The sequence below is a fragment of the Pseudomonas sp. R3-57 genome, assembly GCF_051132065.1.
GTDB lineage: Bacteria > Pseudomonadota > Gammaproteobacteria > Pseudomonadales > Pseudomonadaceae > Aquipseudomonas.
In genome coordinates this window covers 3,228,295-3,244,074 of sequence record NZ_CP071655.1, presented here as the reverse complement: position 1 = coordinate 3,244,074, position 15,780 = coordinate 3,228,295, and the positions used below count along the sequence as shown (strand labels likewise).

General features: G+C 55.0%; 13 protein-coding genes. 1 reads left to right on the top strand and 12 read right to left on the bottom strand.

What is annotated here, in order from left to right; translation table 11 throughout:
* Positions 1 to 80: 80 nt before the first annotated feature.
* Positions 81 to 347 carry a DUF2790 domain-containing protein gene (locus J3P93_RS14595; protein WP_434589003.1) on the bottom strand — a complete coding sequence of 89 codons (267 nt, stop codon included), beginning with the start codon at positions 345 to 347 and terminating at the stop codon, positions 81 to 83.
* Between the two features lie 491 nt (positions 348 to 838).
* Here J3P93_RS14595 and J3P93_RS14590 point away from each other — a divergent pair, with 491 nt between their 5' ends.
* Positions 839 to 1,138: a hypothetical protein gene (locus J3P93_RS14590; RefSeq protein WP_434589001.1), complete on the top strand. Its 300-nt coding sequence runs from the start codon at positions 839 to 841 to the stop codon at positions 1,136 to 1,138.
* Between the two features lie 185 nt (positions 1,139 to 1,323).
* Here the strand turns inward: J3P93_RS14590 and J3P93_RS14585 are convergent, their stop codons facing one another.
* The 11 genes from J3P93_RS14585 to xylB form a co-directional block, all read right to left on the bottom strand.
* Positions 1,324 to 1,683 carry a DUF3304 domain-containing protein gene (locus J3P93_RS14585; RefSeq protein WP_434598385.1) on the bottom strand — a complete coding sequence of 120 codons (360 nt, stop codon included), beginning with the start codon at positions 1,681 to 1,683 and terminating at the stop codon, positions 1,324 to 1,326.
* A 210-nt stretch (positions 1,684 to 1,893) separates the two neighbouring features.
* Positions 1,894 to 2,367, bottom strand: a complete 474-nt coding sequence (locus tag J3P93_RS14580; RefSeq protein ID WP_434588999.1) for a DUF3304 domain-containing protein — start codon at positions 2,365 to 2,367, stop codon at positions 1,894 to 1,896.
* 99 nt (positions 2,368 to 2,466) lie between these two features.
* Positions 2,467 to 3,399 carry a tetratricopeptide repeat protein gene (locus J3P93_RS14575; RefSeq protein ID WP_434588997.1) on the bottom strand — a complete coding sequence of 311 codons (933 nt, stop codon included), beginning with the start codon at positions 3,397 to 3,399 and terminating at the stop codon, positions 2,467 to 2,469.
* A gap of 32 nt (positions 3,400 to 3,431) precedes the next feature.
* Positions 3,432 to 4,421 carry a tetratricopeptide repeat protein gene (locus J3P93_RS14570; RefSeq protein ID WP_434588995.1) on the bottom strand — a complete coding sequence of 330 codons (990 nt, stop codon included), beginning with the start codon at positions 4,419 to 4,421 and terminating at the stop codon, positions 3,432 to 3,434.
* A 2-nt stretch (positions 4,422 to 4,423) separates the two neighbouring features.
* Positions 4,424 to 7,981 (bottom strand): LysM peptidoglycan-binding domain-containing protein, encoded by a 3,558-nt coding sequence (locus tag J3P93_RS14565; protein WP_434588993.1) that lies wholly within the window; start codon positions 7,979 to 7,981, stop codon positions 4,424 to 4,426.
* A gap of 28 nt (positions 7,982 to 8,009) precedes the next feature.
* Positions 8,010 to 8,867, bottom strand: a complete 858-nt coding sequence (locus tag J3P93_RS14560; RefSeq protein ID WP_434588991.1) for a DUF4123 domain-containing protein — start codon at positions 8,865 to 8,867, stop codon at positions 8,010 to 8,012.
* Positions 8,858 to 10,906: a type VI secretion system tip protein VgrG gene (locus J3P93_RS14555; RefSeq protein ID WP_434588989.1), complete on the bottom strand. Its 2,049-nt coding sequence runs from the start codon at positions 10,904 to 10,906 to the stop codon at positions 8,858 to 8,860. The genes J3P93_RS14560 and J3P93_RS14555 overlap by 10 nt, the downstream gene beginning before the upstream one ends.
* 501 nt (positions 10,907 to 11,407) lie before the next feature.
* Positions 11,408 to 12,358: an IS481 family transposase gene (locus J3P93_RS14550; RefSeq protein ID WP_093096621.1), complete on the bottom strand. Its 951-nt coding sequence runs from the start codon at positions 12,356 to 12,358 to the stop codon at positions 11,408 to 11,410.
* Between the two features lie 120 nt (positions 12,359 to 12,478).
* A complete protein-coding gene (locus tag J3P93_RS14545; RefSeq protein WP_434588987.1) occupies positions 12,479 to 13,054 on the bottom strand; it encodes a hypothetical protein in 576 nt (191 codons plus the stop codon).
* Between the two features lie 90 nt (positions 13,055 to 13,144).
* Positions 13,145 to 14,083: a carbohydrate kinase family protein gene (locus J3P93_RS14540; protein WP_434598383.1), complete on the bottom strand. Its 939-nt coding sequence runs from the start codon at positions 14,081 to 14,083 to the stop codon at positions 13,145 to 13,147.
* 13 nt (positions 14,084 to 14,096) lie between these two features.
* Positions 14,097 to 15,593 carry a xylulokinase gene (gene xylB / locus J3P93_RS14535; RefSeq protein ID WP_434588985.1) on the bottom strand — a complete coding sequence of 499 codons (1,497 nt, stop codon included), beginning with the start codon at positions 15,591 to 15,593 and terminating at the stop codon, positions 14,097 to 14,099.
* Between the last annotated feature and the right edge of the window lie 187 nt (positions 15,594 to 15,780).

Genomic DNA, 15,780 nt, shown 5'->3' with positions numbered 1-15,780 from the left:
TTGCGGCAGTGAGGAAGGCTTCGAGCATAACCGCCGAAACCCCTCCCGCCTACCGCAAAGCCGCGAATCAGACGTTTCTGTCAGTTCTGCAGCCGGCACGCGTCGGATAATTTCCGGTAGCTGATTTCCTCAGGTCTGCCGTTGTTGTCGAGGTACTTCATGTCAGCGGTGACGACCTTGCATTCCAGAGTGGGTGGCTCGGTCAGTGCGACTACCTTCGCTACTTGCAGCGGCATGCCGTACTTGTAGGGCACGGCGTTTGAGGGGGGGGTGGGATTGGCTTGGGCCAGTCCGGTGAAAGCGGTGCAGGCGAGGGCGGCTGCGAGCAGTGAAAGACGAATGTTCATGAGAGGACTCCCGTGCGACGGTTCTGGAGTTCGGCGTGATTCACCCGAATCTGCCGCACTGGGCAACAGCCAGAATGGTTGAGGGCGTGCGGTTCAGTGGAGTTTTTGACTACGGCGTTAAGGGACGGTTAACCAAGCTGAACGCGGGCTGTCTGGGGTGGGGTGGTGTTTCCGCGGGATGTTTGGCCAATTCCTACAAAGGCTGGTGCCTTCTCTGCTTCCGGCGGCTGGAGCGGGGCGGTTATTGTCGGTTGCCGCTGCAAAATCAGTGGTTCGGGTTTGGTCACCCGGGAATAATCGATTGCATATGTGCCATCATCTGCACTGCGGAGTTCTTTGACCGTGAAGTGCATAGCTGTGGCGGCCGTGTGCAGGACGCCTTCGGGCGAGCTGAGTTGATTGTTCTCGGTTGACCAAGCCTGTACACGGTCCGCCTCCCATCGTTTGGTCACGGTGTCGGCGGTTACTTTTGAAACAATCGAGTAATCAACATGCCAATAATCAAACTGCTACAAAACCGCTATCTACCCCTGAGCAGCAACGTCACAGAAACCCCGACACTGCTCATCGACACCCAAGCCAACCCGAAAGACATCCTCGAAGCCGCCGTCCAGCGCATCCGCGCCGCCGCCGACCTGCTCGAAACCCTGCATTGCCTGTGCTTCAAGCACGCCGACGCGCAGGACATTCCACACATCACCCACGCGCTTTACCTGCTGACACAGGACGGCAATGATTTGCTGCAGGTGGCGCAGCAGAAGATGTTGAGCTGGAAAGCGCCGGTTTGTTGAGAAATTGACAGGACGCAGCCACGGGACGTAGTGAGAAACGACCCGTGTTTTAGCATGGCAAAGCGGCACCGGGCGCACGGATTCGCTCATAAATGAGAAACGTCAGAAAGGCAGCTACAGGCACTATCACGCAGATCAATACATTCATGCTGTCGGACACGGGCACCTCGTTGAATCGCATGTTCTTATTGCGCTTCAATGCTTTCCGAAACAGCTTTGGTTGATCGGGATTCAAATGGGCTAAACAAGTCAGGACTCCATCCGAGCCGTACTTTATTACCCGGATCAAAGCGCACATGCAGGTACTGATCGTTTGGACCACGCTTGGGAAGCGAAAGCTGAACTTCGTGGCGCTCTTCTACCGCGCCCTGTATTTGTTGCTGTTTGGTCATGTCCAATATCCAGGTGACTTTGGCTGTGTCTCCCTCAAATTTGGAGCAGCACATTATTCCACCGCCACCTTTGGCAAAAAGGTTACCACCCCAAAAGTCATTTACCCAAAAACTGAAAATTGGGCGGTCTGTATAATTCTCTGACGTCAGCATGGCGCCGGGTGAACGGAATAGATCAATGATTTTTGGGGTAGCGTAGCTAAGCAGCACAGCCAGTACTGCTAGGACTATTCGTCTTCGTCGCCATGTTTGTTTCCGGCTGGCGTCCGCAGCAATGGTTATCACGCGCATAAGGTCCAAAGCAGAGAGTTGTACTTATATTCTACGGCTGGATTCTGTTTTGAAAGTGACAATGCCGATCAGCTAAGGACCGGTCGTACTCGGTTCAGAATCAAATGGACTGATCAAGTTAGGACTCCATTTCAGCTCAACTGCGTTTCCGGGTAAAAAACGAACGTGCAGATAATCATCGCCTCGCGCTCGGTGAGGTAGATGCACGTTTAACTCGTGATCTTCTTTCTGCACACCTTTCCTTAGCTGATCGCCAGTTCGGCCGAGAGTCCAGGCAACCCGAACCGATTTCCCTTCGATTTTCCTGCAACAAACAATCCCTCCGCCGCCCATTGCAGAAAGATTGCCACCCCCAAAATTATTTACTGAAAAGAAAGAAATTGGGCGATCCGTGTAATTCGATGACGTCAGCATGGCACCAGGGGTACGTAGTAGCTCCAGAATCTTCGGGGTGGCGTAGAAAAATAGTAAAGCCACCACACTAAGAACGATTTTTCGTCGTCGCCAGCTTTTTCTGAGGTGTGTATCTTTCAAAATATCGATCATGTAGCCTTCGGGTTCCAGGCTTGAGATCTAGAAACTTAGTGTTAAATTTTAGATGACGCTTAATGAGTTCTTGCTTGAATTTCTAATTTCCCGCCCATTTTATCTGCCAAGTTTCTCTGGAAAGAAGGAGAGCGGCGGGTGAGTGGCTTTCCATTCCTCAGCGACAGCTTTTGAGCTCTCTATCTGTTCAGGCGTCATCTTGCTCCCAATTTCTTCGAGAGTATCTTGAACGAAATCTTGAATAGCGCCTCCACCATCCAGCTCTTTCAGCAGACTAATCAGTGCATAACCTTTAACAAGGTCTAGGGGATAACCAACTTGGTCAGGCGCATGGGCAATGTAAGAGCCATAACTGCTAATAGCTTTTTGGTCGCCCGTTTCAGCTGCTGCCTGAAGCCAACGGCGCCCCCCTTCAAGATCGCCTTTCTTATACAGGATCTCAATGTATTCCATCATTGCTTTTGCGTTGCCGCCTTCAGAGGAAGCTTTCAGCCATTTGCTGATGGCCTCTTCACGTTTTCCAGGTATAAGAAAAAATCCCTCACCTTGTTGATCACCGACGGCCATCCAATATTGCGCGAGCGCATAACCTGCGCTTGCAGATTTTTCTAACCAAGTACGATCGGAAGTTATTTCATACATTAAATACAAAGACTCAGGGGTGTCTGTGCTTAATACTGTTTTTTTAGCCTGAATCAACCAATCGGCGCTTGATTTTTTACTCGCGGGACAATTGGTCATTTTTCTGCAGAGGTCATCGTCTTGGCGGCCTAGCTGAATCATGGCAAATATAGATCCATTATCCGCAGCGGTTTCGTACCATTGCTGCGATTCAGCAGTCATGTACCGGTTTCGCTTTCGAAGTGCCTCGGCAAAGTAATACTGTGAATTCACATTTCCCGAGTCGGCCTCTTTTTTTAGTTCGCGAATCGCCAAGTCTAATTTTAGCTGGTTGTATAGCACCACTCCCAGGGTCGATTCATTGGTTTGCGAATGTGCTGAGCTGTTTGCAGAAAGAGCGGCGATCAGCATTGCTAAAATAATTCTAAGTGCTCGCACTGCTGTTAATAACCTAGCTTGTCAGGGTAAAACGAGAGAGGCGGGTGGTTGGCCTTCCACGTTTTTGCGAGCTCTTTTGCTTTTTCTATTTGCTCTCTTGACATGTTTTTTTCTATGCCGGGTAATGTGTCATTGACGTCTCGTACTACATTGCCTCCACCATTAAGTTCCAGCAGGTTTGAAAGTAAAGCATATGATTTTATTGGGTCGAATGCGAAACCGTATTTTGAGTTTTCTTCGCCTATGTAGGATGCATATCCAAATACACCTTCTACATAGCTCGAGTCAGCTGCTTTTTCGTTCCAGTTTCTGAATGAGGCTAAATCTTTTTTTTCGATCATGATTGCGGCTAACCCCATCATTGCAAGTGGATAACCATTTTCAGCAGACGCCTTCATCCATCGTTCGATAGCTTGGTTTCGTCTCGAGGGTAGTAAAAATGAACCGCTTCCTTCTTGGTACTTCGTCGCCAGACGGAACTGCGCAAATGCGAATCCGTTCTCTGCTGACTTCTCCAGCCAGTCATCATTGCCTGTCATTTCATATAACAGGTACATTGATTCGCTATCTCCCTGCGTTGCGCGTTGAATCGCAAGGCTTTTAGCTTTAATTACCCAGCTGCTAGGAGAGTCTTCACCTGGTGGACAGCTTTTCATGGTTGAACACAAGTCGTCTTCAATTCTCCCAAGGCGAATCATAGAGTATATATTCCCCTTTTTTGCGGAGCTTTCGTATGCTTTTTTAGCTTCCGGAGTCATGAAGCGGTTATTTTTTCTTAATGCTTCCCCCAGATAGTAAAGTGCTTCGTCATCACCGCCTTCGGCTGCTATTTTTAGTGGTTCGATTGCAGAGATAGCTTTGTATTGATTGTAAAGCTCTATGCCTTTTCTCTTTGCCTCCAGTTGTTGTGAGGTAAGCTCCGCATGCGCGCTTACACACGTTAAAAGAAAAACTGCAAAAAAAGGTATACGGACTAAGCTTGACTTTATTTTCAATTTTATGCGCTCGCAGGGGGCAAGTATTTTACGGATGCTCTTGGTATATAACTGTTTTCGCTTATTACAATTTTACAAGCTCCATCAATACGCTGGCCTAATATATTTGAATTTTCCTTGTAGCGTGCTCTTGCTTTATTTCCCCTTGGGTCGGTAAAGCTGAGTACCGGATCACCCATGAAAGTATCGAGTAAATGACGGTTTTCACAATACTTTTGACCGATATCAACTGGTTCAGTGCCAAACTTATTCATGCTTGCGCAAGCTAGTTCGAACTGTTTTTGAGCTTCTTCCAATTTGTTCTTTTCTTTTGCATTGGTGACTATGTGGTCGATAATTATTCCAATTGCTATCTGCTGCGTTAGATGTGCTTTTTCTTTTGGATAGGTTTGTTTGCTAAAAGTTGGCGACGTGTCGCTTTCTTTTGTATTGGCGGCAATTGAGAACTCTTCGGGGGTGGAGGTAAGAGTCATTAAAATGGGGCCGAGTGCTGCCGGAGTGGCTTCCACAACCCATGCTTTTAGTTCGTCTGGATTCTGGTATTCAACAATAGCATGAGCAATTGGGCCGCCTTTTCCTCCGCTGGTCATTGCGTCATATAAGTCCATGACTAAACTCCAACCCATAAGATAAGACATTTCCACATTAAGCCCAGCTGCTCCTAATGCGTTCAGCGCGGATGCGAACTTACCTGCTTCCGGTTCCATCCACTCCACTTTTCTGCCTTTCGCTTTGTGCAACTCCTTGCGGTACAAGTTGATGAGGTCAACGACTGCCTCATAGCCAACTTCGAATTTAAAGCTACCGTTAGCACCAGGACCCAGCACTACCGCCGCTTTCAAGTTAAGAATAAACCGCCCCTTATCCAGAGACACCTGCGCCGTTCCCTGAAAGCCCGCGCCTAAGGCCACGCCAACGGAACCGCTTAGCTTGGCTAACGTCAGCCATGGATTCGCGCTTTTCGCGTCTTTAGCGCTGCCAACGCCCATCGTTGGCGCGGTGCGCAGGGCGACGAGTTCCTTTGGCGGTGCCCAATTCAGCGCTCCGGTGAGTTCGATGGCGGCTTGCAAGCCTCCAAACACGTTGAAACTGGCTTTTGCGCCGTTTTCGACTTGCACTTTGGCGAAGCGTCCGCCTCGCAGTTGATCTGTGCTTTTGGTATCGGCGTAGGTGCCGGATTTCGACTGGTGTTCAAGATCGGGAGTAGGGCTGTTGTCGCCGCTGTCGGCCTTGGCTTGTTTGGCGGCAGCATGATCGGCACGTTCTTCTTTTGCAGAGGCATCTTCACGCTGTGCGCGTTTCACCGGGCTCAGTGACGCCCCGTACTTGACGTTGCCGAAGATCGGGCTCAACTCGACGCTGCCGGCTAGCAGCAACGATGCTCCAGCGTAGCCCCATGCCTTCACACCAAAGTGGAAGGAGAAGCGGCCGAAATTCATTTTTTGCGGGCTGCCGTCCAGGAAGTATTCAAGCGTGATGTCTTGAGCACTGGCTTTGGCAGGCATGTCGACTTTCATCAACTGAACTTCGCCACGGGCCAGATCCAGGCTCAAGCCCATCTCGCCCGATATCTGGAAGCCCTCGGCGGCGGACATTTTCGGGCCTTCGAGCTTTACTTCACCGTGAATGCTTGGCTGAGGCGGTGTCAGGCAGCGGACGAATTGCGCCTGAGGGCTGGCATCAAAGAGTCTTACTTTGCCGCGCACACTTTTCTTGAAAACCAGTTGCTGAAGGTGTTCGCCCCAGTTGGTAAGAGTCGCGTCGTCTTCCAGTTCAGTGACCTCATAGCCTTGCTTTTTCAAGTAAGCATAAAAGTCTTTGGCTTTGAACCAGCCTCTTGCATCGAAACAGTCGCCGACCTGATCGCTGAACTTTATGGCGCCCTGATCTAGTAGCCATTGGCGGAACGAATTGATTTCACTGTTTTTATCGGAGCCTTCGGTAGCGTCAGCGGGCAAACTTTCAGTTACCTTTTTTATTGAACCGACTGCTTTTTTTGAATCCTCTGTCAGGATCTTTTTTGCGTCTTTCAGGTTCGCCATGCTGAACCAGCCCAAGGGCGTGCCTTTGGCATCCGAAAGACTGACTTCACGCAGCGGAAAGCCCGGTTTCACCATGCGGTCCACCGGTTTTGGCTGGAACTCTTCCGGTTCCCAGATCAGAAAACGCCCAGGTTTGCTGTTGCTGACATTGCTTTGGGCTTTTGCTTGAAGGTCGTCTTTGATCTTTTGCAGGCTATCCCATTTGGTACGTTCCACATCAACCAGGCCCGCCGGCGCTTGGGCATTCTGGCCTGTTGCCTCGATCCAGCGTTTGTATTTTTCCTGAAGCTGCGCTGTAACTTCCGCCTGCTCTTTCTCGGTATCCAGATACAGTTTGAACTGCTCGATGCCGGAAGTAAGGCCGTCACTGATCAGCGCGAATTCTGGAAGTGCAATGCCGTATTCAGACGCTTTGATAATGGATTCAGTGTAAGCATGGTAATCAAGCGCATCGGCGTTTTTGTAGAGCGTCAAGACATACCCGACCAGATCGGCGGTGCAGTCGTTCATGCCGCTGCAGATGTTTTCGTAACTTTTCTTCTTTTCCGCCAAGGCTTTGGCAACGTCTTCCAGCGGAACCTGCTTGAAGTCTTTATTGCTGAGAAGTTTCTTGCGGGCATCCAGATAAGCTTGCACGCGTGCGCGCGCTTCAATCGCCTCTTTGGAGTACAGCGAGCCGCTTTCGTAGGTGTAGCCTTGCAGTTTCGCAGCCGCGATCGCTTCTTTTTTTAGCGCCTGCCACTCCGCACGCCGCTTGTAAAAATCGACATACTCGTTGCGGATGTTTTGCTGAGTAGCGATGTCTGCTGTCAGGCGGTCCATGCGCGATTGCGCAGTGTCCTCTTGCGGGGATTGTGCAGGAGCCTCGACAGGTTTGTTTCCATTAGCTTCGTTTTGCCTTTTTTTAGCGGTGGCTGGATCGATTTCAATTTCATTCCCCATCGCTTCAAACTCTTCCATGCGCGTACGCTGCGCGCCGGTGAGGAAGTTGCTCAATTTTGGTTCAAGAAAGTACTCCAGCAATCCCGATTCCTGCAACCCGTTCAGGCGAGCATCACGTGGTTTGCTGGGGGCAATCATTTTATCCAGCGCGAACATCGATTCTTTGATGGCAGACTTTGCCCGCTCAGGAAGCAGCCAGAACTCTTGCTCCTCAGTGGCATAAATCGCGCTCGCAAACTTTTTCGAACATGGAGGCGCGTGGGGTTTGAAGGTTTTCGAGCTCTGATCTGGCGCCTCCTTTACCGGCTCCAGCTCAACCAGATCCTCTGCGGAACATTGAGTGGCGGCTTCCGGACTTGCCTGCGCAGGCGCTTGAGGCGCCGCGGGCGATTGAGCGGCAGGCACAGCGGTCGCTTGAGCGCTTTTTGGTACGCTCAGGTTCCATCCGACTTTGACGTCGTCCGGATTGGTGATGAAGGGGTTGAGCTGGCGAAGTTGCGCCACGGTGCTGTTGTAGCGCGAAGCGATCTGGTCCAGGGTTTCGCCGGGCATAACGGCGTGATTCGTGATTTCCATGGTGATTCCGTTCTGTTGTCGCGTCGCCCTAACGTTGGGCGACGGCGGCTGATTCCAGGAGCCGATCTACTTTGATAAACGACTCGTCCTTAGATTGCAGGATCGCCATGATCTCAGGCTGTGTTTCGAATAGCGGGCCGTTCACGGCCTGGCCAAGCTTGAGCAGGTGATCACCATCATAAATATTACTTTTGAGCAGCAGGTCGAGGTTGTCAGCGATATCGTTCAGGCGTTCATCGTCTGGCTCTTCAAATGCTGCGTATTCCTCATCAATCCAATAAACCCATCCCAAGCGCGCTTGAACTTGTGCGGCAGCCTCGGGAAGATTGAACGCCGCTTTGTCACCAAGCCATGTCGATTTCTCACTGGCTCTCAAAGCCAACCAAGGACCACGCTGCTGACCGAAATGAATCGGCGCAGGGCAGTAGACAGCGTTCCAGCAACCCAGCAACTGATCAAAGGTTTCACCGGCGGTGTAAGCCAGCGCTGCCCATAGGCTCGGTTTGTGAAAGCTCAACAAGCTCTGCCCACCTGAACCGTCATTGGCTCGGAGCAACCAGCGCGCATGAGCCAATGCTTTTTCAGGATCCGGTGCTGAGATCGCAATTCCCGAAAAGCGTTCCTCACAAAGTTTTGCCGCTACGTTTGCCACTTTGCTGCCCTTGGGGGCCACTAGCCACAGGGGGCCATCAGGAATCTCTGCGAAGTTGGTGCTGAAAAACAACCCCTGGGAAACCAACGGCTCGCCTACTCGGTAGAGTTGACTAAAGGCTTCCGGTTGGAGCCCTTGGTCAATGATGAAGCAGAGCGATTCGCTCGCAGCCGGCAGGTCCGAAAAGTTGTAGCGAGGCTCTGCCAGCAGAGCGCTCAGCGCTTTTACATGCATGTGCAATCCTTACGGCTGCAAGCGCCGTTACTCTGTTTTCCGCATAACGGTGTGATGCCTGACTCATTCAGGCGAGCGGGGAGTGGTGCCTTGCCGGCCTTATCCGCATCCGCCACCTTCATCGGTCCCGGCAGCAACGGCGCCGCCGGTGTGCCCACCCCAGGCGATCCGCCGGTATTAACCTTCACCTCAGCGCCGCTGATGGTCACGCCACCGGCGTCGACTTTTACGAAGCTGCCGCCGGCCTTGGCGGTCAGTTCCATCGCGCCTTCGACCACGACTCGCTGGCCTGCGTAGTAATGGATTTCGTTGCCAGCCTCAACAAACTGCCCAGTCCCCACCTTCACATGCTGCGTCACACCCACCGTCAGATGATCATCCGCGCGCATCTCACTGATCCGGTCCAGATGGGTAATCCGGTGCTCTTCAACCTTGAATTCGCTTAGCGTGTTGGCTTCAACAGTGTCATGCCGTTCGTTGCCAACGCGAATCTTCTGGTCGCGTTCGATGTTTTCGTCCCAGTCGCGCTGGGCGTGGATGTAGATCTGTTCGGCGCCTTTCTTGTCTTCGATGCGGAATTCGTTGTAGCCCTTGCCGCCCGGGGAGCTGAGGGTTTTGAAGGTGCTGCGGGTCTTGTTTGCCGGCAGGTCGTAGGGGACGACGTTTTCCTTGTGGTACAGGCAGCCGCTGACCAGCGGCTGGTCGGGGTCGCCTTCGAGGAAGGTGACGAGGACTTCCATGCCGATGCGCGGGATGGCGATGCCGCCGTAGGCCGCGCCGGCCCAGCCGCTGGCGACGCGTAGCCAGCAGGTGGTCTTGTCGTCGGACTGGCCGTCGCGGTCCCAGTGGAACTGCACTTTGACGCGGCCGTACTGGTCGCAGTGGATCTCTTCGCCGGCCGGGCCGGTGACGATTGCGGTCTGGCTGCCGAGGACTTTCGGTTTCGGGTGTTCGAGGGCAGGGCGGTAGTGCGCGTCCCACGGCGTGGCGAGGAAGCTGTTGCGGTAGCCCTGGTGGAAATCGCTTTTGTTGTCGGTGACGTCGCTGGTGACGTTTTCGCCGAGCACTTGCGGTTGTTTGCCTTGGTGGAAGACTTCGAGCAGCAGCCACAGGTCGTTCCATTCAGCTCGCGGGTGTTCGGCGAGCGTGAGGAAATGGCCGCTGGTCAGGGTCGGTTCGTCACCTTTGCCTTCGGCAAGTTTGTAGTCGCTGCGATGGCGTTCCAGCGCTCGGGTCGAGAGGAACTTGCCGCGCTCGCGATTGGTGAAGCGGCCGGGGTAGTCGTAGTCCTCGAGGTCCGGGGCGAATTCGGACTTGACCGCGCCCTCGGGCAAAAGCTTGGGTTTCTCGAAATCGTAATCGCGGCGGCTGACCCGGGTGGTGCGGGTTTCCAGGCGCAGATTGAAGCGCTTGATCACCGGTTTGTCGGCGGCCATGCCGGAGTCCTGCTGGTAGCTCACGGGTTTGAGCTTGCGGAATACCGTCTGATCGTCGCCGAACACCAGTTTGTGGCCGCTACTGCTGTGCTGGAAGTGGAAGTGAATGCCTTCCTCTTCGCACAGGCGCTGGATGAAATGCAGGTCGGACTCGTCGTACTGCACGCAGTAATCGCGTTCCGGGTACTCAGCGCCGAGCTGGAAACTGTAGGCGTCGGCGAGAATGCCGCGGTCTTCCAGTACCTGAGCGATGATTTTCGGCACCGTGAGTTGCTGGAAGATCTGCTGATCGTGGTTGTGCCGCAGGTAGGCCAGTTGCGGCACCAGGCTGAGGCTGTAACGGGTCAGGGTCTTGCCGGAGTCGCCTTGCTCGATGCGATAGACCAGACCGTGGATCTTGCCTTCGCCGGTGGCGCCGAAGGTCAGCACGCCGGGCTTGTGCAGCAGCTCTTCGAGATTGAGGTCGGGGCGGGCGCTGACCAGTTCGAGGTCGAAACGGAACGGCTCATTCAGGGCTTCGCGACCGGTGAAGCTGAGGACCTGCAGGTCGGCGTTGGCGCCTTCGAGGGTGAGGGTGATGTGGGTAGCGTTGGCGTCCAGCATGCCTTGAATTCCGTCCGTGAATAAGCAGGACACAGATGTTGCAGGATTCAGCCGTCTCGTTCAAGGCGCAAAAGCCGTAGGTGGGGTGGGGCTGGGGTATAGGGAAAACCCTTAGGGGTAGGGTTTGGGTCAATGAAAACGGGTGGTTGGTGGGGTGTGGCCTTGGCTATTGGCGACTTTTCTTACTTGCTGATGTTGGAGAATCGACTGTCGAAGTTGCCGGGGAGTACGGCAGGTGGCGATCGTTGGCGTCTGGTAGACCGTTATCGCGAGCAAGCTCGCTCCCACAGGGATTGATGTTGTAATGAAAGAAGAGGCTGGTTTTCAATATTGGCAGTGACTGGAAGTCAGCTATCGCCAGCAGGCTGGCTCCCACAGGGATTGGTGTCGTGCTGGGGAAAGAGGTTGGTTTCAATATGTCAGTGACTGGAAGTCAGCTATCGCGAGCAGGCTCACTCCTACATGGGAATGGGATTCAGGCATGAGATTCCATTGTGGGAGCTAGCTGTGTAAACCCACCACGTTGTTCACGGATGCTATTCGGCTAATCGGTGGTAAATAACTCAAACTGGCATGCGGGCGATGCCAGTTGTACCTGTGCAACCAAGGCATCAGATACGTCGCGCGTTGATCTGAGCTTTCATAACTTCTGGCGTAGGCCCATTCGCGCAGAGCGGTCTGTATAAATCGCTCTGCCTTGCCATTCGTGCGCGGGGTGTAAGGCTTGGTAAAGATGTGCTTAAGCCGCAGCCGCCGGCACAGGCGCTTGAAGCTCCTGGATTTGTAGCAAGGGCCGTTATCGGTCATTACCCGCTCGAATTTCACGCCGAGCGTTTTGTAGTAACGCAGGGCCCGGATCAGCGCGAGGCAGGCGCTACGAGCGGTTTGGTCTGGGTATAAACCACAGTGCGCCACTCGACTATGGTCGTCGATGGCAACATGTCCAAACTCCCAACCCACATGGTAAGAACGGCCTTTCAGACGGTCTTTTGTCACTCGATGACCAGGTTTGTTAAAGCGCCCCAGCCTCTTGATATCCAAGTGCAGCAAGCCTCCCGGCTGAGAGTATTCGTAGCGAATAACCGCAACTGGCGGTTCCAGATAAGCCAGGCGATTGAGTCCGTTGCGGCTCAATATCCTGCCTACCGTGCTATGCCCCACCTTCAAAGACTTACTGATTTCGCCATAGGTTTTTCGCTCACGGCGAAGCTTGATGATTTTCTCCAGACACTCTGGGGCAGTAGCGTGCGGACAGGAAGCCGGGCGGGATGAGCGATCCTGGAGACCTTTTTCGCCTTCGGTTCGATAGCGGTTTATCCACTTGTAGGCAGTGCGAACGCTGACCCCCTGGGCCTTGGCCACCTCTTCAACTCTCAAACCCTCTGTGAGGACTCTTTGAACAAGAAGGGCTCGACCAGAAACAGTTAATCGGGCATTTTTATGAGTGTTCACTCGGGGCCTCCGGGGGCTTGGTTTGGTTCGCACCTCCAATTTCCCGGAAAAGCCCCGAGTGAACAACCTACAGAGAGATCACAGCTAGCCCTGCTAGCGATAGCGGTCGAACAGTCACTGCTACAACCAATGCCAGAACCGGCTCCAGAAGCCCCGATCCAGATCCTCTTTGCACCCGGCATATTGCCGCGCATAAGTATCAGAGCGAACCTGCACCTTGCGCGCGGTCGGGGGCAGCCAGGCTTTGCTGGCGTAGGTTTTGTTGCGGAAGCCGCCCCAGCCTTCGTGGTAGTTGAGGTACTGGTTGTAGGCGTCGTATTTGTAGATGCCATTGATCGAGGTGGTCTTGTCCATGTACCAGCCGATGAAATCGATGGCGTCATCGAAGTCTTCGCGGTCGGCCCAGTTGCGGCCGGTGCTTTTCTGGTAGTCGGCCCAGACTTCATCCTTGGCCTGCGCGTAACCCGAGGCGGTCGATACCCGGCCCCACGGGATCACCCACAACAGATATTTGCGCGGGGTCTTGGCGTCGTAGCGGTAGCCGGATTCCTGATACATGATCGCGAAGGGCACCTGAATCGGCACGCCCCAGCGTTTTTGCGTGACTTGCGCGGCGTCGTACCAGTCGCTTTTCTCGCGAAAGATCTCGCAGATATCTTCCGGTGAACGGGGTGGCGAGGTGCCGCACCCGGTCATCAGTGCTGCCAGTGTCAGTAGTCCAAGCGTCTGCCCGTATTTCAAAAGCGGTCATCCCGTCGTGCGCAAAAAAGCCGACAGTCTACGCGCTCAGCTCAATTGCTGACGATAGGGCAAATCCGGACCGGTCTTGCTGCAGGTGAGCGCCGCGGCCCGGACGGCGAAGCGCAGCATGGCGTCGATCTGTTCGCGCGCCAGTTTTTGCACGCCTTCGACCGAATCCAGACCGTGCTCGGTCAGCCAAGTGATCAGCGCCGCCTGGAACGTATCGCCAGCGCCCACGGTGTCGGCGATTTGCACCGAGGCTGCCGGCACCGACCACTGGCCATGCTGACGGCTGAAGACGCTGGCGCCGTCGCCGCCACGGGTGAGAAAGACGATCTGGCAGCGATGCTCGAGCCAGCTCTCGATGACTTGCTGCGGATCCTGTTCAGGATAGAGCAGGCTCAGGTCTTCATCGCTGACCTTGATCAGGTCTACCAGCGGCACCAGCGTCGCAATGCGTTCGCGCCACAGCTCGATGTTCGGTTCTGGATTGAGGCGTACGTTCGGGTCGAGGGTGATCAAGCGCTGGCCACTCTCGCGTTGCACCAGTTGCAGCAGGGCGTCGCCAATCGGCTGCACGACCAGTGAGAACGAGCCCACGTGCAGGCCGCGGACCTCGGCGCCGAGCGTCGGCAGATGCGCCGCGCTCAACTGCCGATCGGCACAATTTTCGCCACGAAAGCTGTAATGCGGCGAGCCGTTGGCGCCGACGGCGACCATCGCCAGCGTGGTCGGCGCGGCGAACTCCACCAGATAATCCGAGCGCACGCCTTCGTCCTTCAACACCTGCTGCAAGCGGCGACCGAGGTAGTCGGTGGACAAGCCGCCAAACAACGCCGAGTCCACACCCAAGCGGCGCAAACCGACAGCGACGTTGAACGGCGAACCGCCGGCGATCGCCTTGAAATTGATCTTCGAGGCCAGACCGCTGGCATCGTCTTCACTGAAAAAATCGAACAGGGCTTCGCCACACACCAGGTACATGATTGTTTGCTCTTTATAGGGTTGCGACATGCTGTTGATAGCGTTCATAAGCCTGCTGGAACGCCGCGACATTGGCGGCGATCGGCAGGGTTTCGCTGCTGGCATCGAGTTTTACGCAGCGTTGGCACAAGTCTTCGAGGCTGTCTTGCTCGCCGTTAGCCGACGCAGTGCACCACGCCGCCTGAATCGCCGCGCCCAGCGCCGCAGCTTCGCTTTGCTCGGTGCAGATCACCGGAGTGTTCATGATGTCGGCGACGATCTGCCGCCACACCGCGCTTTTCGAACCGCCGCCAATCAGGCAGATGCGCAGGCTTTGTAAACCATTGCGGCGCAGCAGATCCAGTCCGTAACGCAAACCGAAGGTCGTGCCTTCGACGGCGGCGCGGCACAGGTTGGCCTGGGTCAGGTTGTCCAGCGTCAGCCCGTGCAGGCTGCCGGTGGCGTGAGGCAGGGCGGGGACGCGCTCGCCGTTGAGGAACGGCAGCATGCACACGCCATTGGCGCCGATTGGGGCTTGGGCGACCAGATCGTTGAAGCGCGGCAAATCGAGGGCGAACAACTCGCGAATTGCACCGGTGGCGTTGGTCAGGTTCATGGTGCAGATCAGCGGCAGCCAGCCACCGCTGGACGAGCAGAACGTGGCCACCGAAGCATCCGGGCTGACGGTCGCTGTGTCGGAATAGGCGTATACCGTGCCGGAAGAGCCGAGGCTCATGGTGATTGCGCCGGGCTGAATATTGCCGGTGCCGATGGCGCCCATCATGTTGTCGCCGCCGCCACTGGCGACCCGCGCGTTGCGGTTCAGGCCAAGCTGTTCGGCGACAGCCGGAAGAATCGTGCCGACCGCTTCATGGGCTTCGATCAGCTCGGGCAGCGCCGCTTGCAGACGGCCGCTGGCGTCGATGTCGCGCAGCAGTTGCAAGTCCCACTCGCGCGTGCGCACGTTGAAATAGCCGGTGCCGGAGGCATCGCCGTATTCACTGCAGGCGCGACCGGTCAGCCAGAAGTTCAGGTAGTCGTGGGGCAGCAGAATGCGTGCAATGCTGGAGAAGACGACGGGGTGTTGCTCCTTGGTCCAAAGCAGTTTCGACACGGTGTAACCCGGCGCAATGACCACGCCCAGACGTTCCAGCGAACCTTGCTCGCCGCCCAGATGGCTGAGCAATCGGTCGTTTTCGGGGCTGGTTTCGGTGTCGCACCAAAGCTTGGCCGGGCGCAGCACTTCGCCTTGATCGTCGAGCAGCACCAGACCGTGCTGCTGGCCGGAAACGCCGATGCCGAGGATGTCCTGACCATCGACATTGGCGGCCTGTAACGCCTGGCGTGTGGCGAGGGCGAAGGCTTCCAGCCATTGCTGCGGGTCTTGCTCGCGACGACCGTTGGCGCCGCTGATCATTGAGTGCGGCGCGGCGCCCTGACCGAGGACCTGACCGCTGACCGCGTCGAGGATGATGGCTTTGGTGCCTTGGGTGCCGCAGTCGATGCCGAGGTAGAGCTTTGTTGTTGTCATTTATGCACCGGTCGGATTGTGTTGAAGATCAAAAGCTACCCCCTCATCGGAACGCCGCCCGCCCAGCCCTCTCCCCCAAGGGGGCGAGGGGGAAGGGAGCAGATCGGGGGAATGTTCAAATCCTGTGTTCGACTCCAAATTTCGATCGTTCCCACGCTCAGCGTGGGAATGCCTCAATGGACGCTCC

Bases quoted from the DNA above. Each gene is read 5' to 3' on its own strand.
- xylB (WP_434588985.1), bottom strand. From the start codon at position 15,593: ATGACAACAACAAAGCTCTACCTCGGCATCGACTGCGGCACCCAAGGC.
- J3P93_RS14540 (WP_434598383.1), bottom strand. From the start codon at position 14,083: ATGTACCTGGTGTGTGGCGAAGCCCTGTTCGATTTTTTCAGTGAAGAC.
- J3P93_RS14595 (WP_434589003.1), bottom strand. From the start codon at position 347: ATGAACATTCGTCTTTCACTGCTCGCAGCCGCCCTCGCCTGCACCGCT.
- J3P93_RS14560 (WP_434588991.1), bottom strand. From the start codon at position 8,867: ATGCATGTAAAAGCGCTGAGCGCTCTGCTGGCAGAGCCTCGCTACAAC.
- J3P93_RS14585 (WP_434598385.1), bottom strand. From the start codon at position 1,683: ATGCTGACGTCAGAGAATTATACAGACCGCCCAATTTTCAGTTTTTGG.
- J3P93_RS14545 (WP_434588987.1), bottom strand. From the start codon at position 13,054: ATGACCGGGTGCGGCACCTCGCCACCCCGTTCACCGGAAGATATCTGC.
- J3P93_RS14575 (WP_434588997.1), bottom strand. From the start codon at position 3,399: ATGCTGATCGCCGCTCTTTCTGCAAACAGCTCAGCACATTCGCAAACC.
- J3P93_RS14580 (WP_434588999.1), bottom strand. From the start codon at position 2,367: ATGATCGATATTTTGAAAGATACACACCTCAGAAAAAGCTGGCGACGA.
- J3P93_RS14590 (WP_434589001.1), top strand. From the start codon at position 839: ATGCCAATAATCAAACTGCTACAAAACCGCTATCTACCCCTGAGCAGC.
- J3P93_RS14555 (WP_434588989.1), bottom strand. From the start codon at position 10,906: ATGCTGGACGCCAACGCTACCCACATCACCCTCACCCTCGAAGGCGCC.
- J3P93_RS14565 (WP_434588993.1), bottom strand. From the start codon at position 7,981: ATGGAAATCACGAATCACGCCGTTATGCCCGGCGAAACCCTGGACCAG.